Raw genomic sequence first — 2,611 nt, forward strand, 5'->3', positions numbered from 1 at the left:
ACGTGGGCGCCGTGCGCGGTCGCGATTCCGCTGGCGTCCATGTGCAGCTCCACCACCGGGGCGTCGGTGCTCAGGCGGTTGACGCCGCCGTCGGCGTACCAGTTGCGGGACATGTCGCCCAGCTCGACCTCGGGGCCGCCGAGCTCCTTGATGCGCTTGCCGAGGGCGCGGACTCGCTCCGCCTCGGTATAGCCGCCGGCGCAGCAGCCGGGGTCGCCGGCTCCGTGGCCGCAGATTATGAACAGCTTGGCCATTGCTAGCCCTCCTTCTTCACGTCGCCGAGCGCCAGGAGCGCGTCGAGCCACTTGTCGGTAACGCCGACGCTCTTAAAGGAGGCGTAGGCCACCTGTACGCCGCCGACGCACGCGAAGATGGACGTAACCCATGCCGACGCGTCGGTCGGAATGCCTCCGGCCATGGCGGTGAGGGCACCGCACAGCGCCGAGACGGCGATTGCGAGCCAGCGCGCCGTGTTGCCGCCCATGGCCTTCGTCTTGATAGCCTGCACGATATAGGGCACCACGAGGACGGTCAGCACCGTGAGCCCTGCCTGTATAGCAGTCATTCGATTGCTCCTATCTGCTTGTCTCCTTGTTGTACATGAGGTCGACGCGGTCGTAGATGTGGTCGACCTTCTCGGCCATCCCCTGGCTGCGCGCCTGGCTGTTGACCAGGTCTGCGTGTAACACATCATTTGACGTCACCACGGACTCCATGAGCGTCTTCATCCCCTCAATCAGAGTATTGCTGCGCTCCATCTGGGCGGCGATTCGCCCTTCCATCTGCGAGCGCTCCCGGTCGCGCTGCGCGCGCTCGTCGACCTCGGCCTGCTTGCGCTCCTCGCGCTTGAGGTCGATGCCGGCCTTGCGCTCGTTCTGCCGCTTGTACTCGTCCAGAAATTGCCGCCCAAAATAGAAGGCGATCAGCGCCAGCAGCACGCCCCCGAGCCACCCCGGCCCGTACGGCGCGAATAGCTTGAGTACCTCCATCCGTCCCTCCTCTAGCTCAAGTTGCCGCACATGGTAGCCGCGGCATGAGATTCCCGCGCTGATGGAAGTACCGAGCGCCGTCCTCCGCGCAAAGGAAAAGGCCCCTTGCGGGGCCAGTCCTAGTTGTGTCTGTTCGGTTATGCGCCTACTGTATCGGTATCTGCGGTGCTGTCGGCGCTATCGGTACCAGCATCATCTTGGTTCGGCTCTTGCTGCTCGACGGCATCGATACCGTCGTAGTACGCGGCGGCTAGTTCCTCGACCTCCGCGATATCTGCCTCGTCGAAGAGCCCGCTGTCAAGGTGTGCGTAGGCCTTGTCGAGCCAGAACGCCACGTCGCGGCCGGCCTGAATCTCGCGCTTGATGCTGCGCAGCGTCAGGTCATGACGCGCCTTGCTCTTAACTGCCATTTTCTTCTCCTAACCTTGGGTGATGGATGCGATTGCCGATTCCAGGTTCGCCACGACGATGTTCACGTCGCGCGTGTACTCGATGCCAGTGCGCGGCGTCACTTCCGCGTCCGTCCATGCGTTGACGATGCTGTCTTGAGCTTTGGGCATCTCGATTTTGCCTAATGGGTAGCGGTTCGGCGTAACAAGTTTGTAATAGAGCAACAAGCCCTTAGCATTAAGCGCATCTGTCGTATCTCCTTCTCGTGGCTGGTATCCGACAATTCCCAATGCTGCTCCGACGAATACATCGCCTTGTTCCACCTGTCCAGTCAGTTTGACACCACCAGTGCAAAGCACGGAATTATTAGCTCGACTTGGCGAGATAGCGCAAGTAAAGTAACCTGCAGCAGTGCCAGCCCACGATGTCAAAGTATTTCTAGTCATTCTTGCCACTAGCTCGACATTGCCTTCCCTATCCACCACGATCTCATCCGCCGTGCCGTCGGGGAGCTTGGCGAGGTAGGGATGCTCGGATGGGAGCGTGAACGATGTAGAAGTTTCATTAAATGGGCTATATTTGCCCGAATCGGCATCTCCGTAAACCTCAACTGATACATAGAACTTGCAGTCATAGGTCACGCCTTTTATAACATTAACCGTTAGATATGCAATCTGCTCATTGAGCACAGTTGACGATTGTGTAGAAGAAAGAAGCAATCCATAACGCTTATTTAGTAAATTAACCTGTGGAACGGTTCCGCTAATCTCGTAAATCTTAACCGAGAGTTTTTGGCCAATCGCGCCATTCGGCAAATATACACCTGCGATGCTGCCACTATATCCATTTTCAGTCGCAACGCCAGAAAGCGTGATTACACCGTCTTTGGAACTTGTTGTGACACCCCTAGTGGTTACACTTGAATCATCGACTTTCAATAGGTTCTTACCGCAAATATGGATAATAGGATTTTCAATTACCTCAATCGGCACGGGGTTGTCCGGCGATGGCGTGCCGTCCTGCTTGCAGGCTCCCTCCACCTCGATACCCAGAAGGCTAGAGGGAAAAGCATCATCCACGTGGACGAAAGTTTCCTTGACTTTTCCTTTGAGGATGTTCTCGGCCGCTGGGTACAGCTTCGCTTCGGTGGCCTTCACCTCGGCGATGGCCTTGGTAGCCGCCTTATTGGCGGCGTCGGCGCGCTCGACCGCGTCGCTCACGCTCTTCTCTGC

5 protein-coding genes are annotated in these 2,611 nt (G+C 57.9%); all 5 read right to left on the reverse strand.

Annotated elements, in window-relative coordinates; all coding sequences use genetic code 11:
* Positions 1 to 254 (reverse strand): N-acetylmuramoyl-L-alanine amidase (locus tag DW029_RS10990; RefSeq protein ID WP_147351927.1); only part of this gene is annotated, 254 nt, incomplete at its 3' end.
* 2 nt (positions 255 to 256) lie between these two features.
* Positions 257 to 565 carry a hypothetical protein gene (locus tag DW029_RS10995; RefSeq protein ID WP_118346162.1) on the reverse strand — a complete coding sequence of 103 codons (309 nt, stop codon included), beginning with the start codon at positions 563 to 565 and terminating at the stop codon, positions 257 to 259.
* A 10-nt stretch (positions 566 to 575) separates the two neighbouring features.
* Entirely contained in the window at positions 576 to 989 is a 414-nt protein-coding gene (locus tag DW029_RS11000) for a hypothetical protein (protein WP_118346164.1), read from the reverse strand.
* Positions 990 to 1,126: 137 nt separating this feature from the next.
* Complete coding sequence (locus DW029_RS11005) at positions 1,127 to 1,399, reverse strand: hypothetical protein (protein WP_118346166.1); 273 nt, start codon at positions 1,397 to 1,399, stop codon at positions 1,127 to 1,129.
* A 9-nt stretch (positions 1,400 to 1,408) separates the two neighbouring features.
* A partial coding sequence (locus DW029_RS11010) for a hypothetical protein (protein ID WP_233543880.1) occupies positions 1,409 to 2,611 on the reverse strand: 1,203 nt, incomplete at its 5' end.

Source organism: Collinsella sp. AF38-3AC, from assembly GCF_003474365.1.
In the GTDB taxonomy this organism is placed as follows: domain Bacteria; phylum Actinomycetota; class Coriobacteriia; order Coriobacteriales; family Coriobacteriaceae; genus Collinsella.

What these genes read in the sequence shown, in the direction of transcription:
- DW029_RS11005 (WP_118346166.1), bottom strand. Translation starts at nt 1,399, where the DNA reads ATGGCAGTTAAGAGCAAGGCGCGTCATGACCTGACGCTGCGCAGCATC.
- DW029_RS10995 (WP_118346162.1), bottom strand. Translation starts at nt 565, where the DNA reads ATGACTGCTATACAGGCAGGGCTCACGGTGCTGACCGTCCTCGTGGTG.
- DW029_RS11000 (WP_118346164.1), bottom strand. Translation starts at nt 989, where the DNA reads ATGGAGGTACTCAAGCTATTCGCGCCGTACGGGCCGGGGTGGCTCGGG.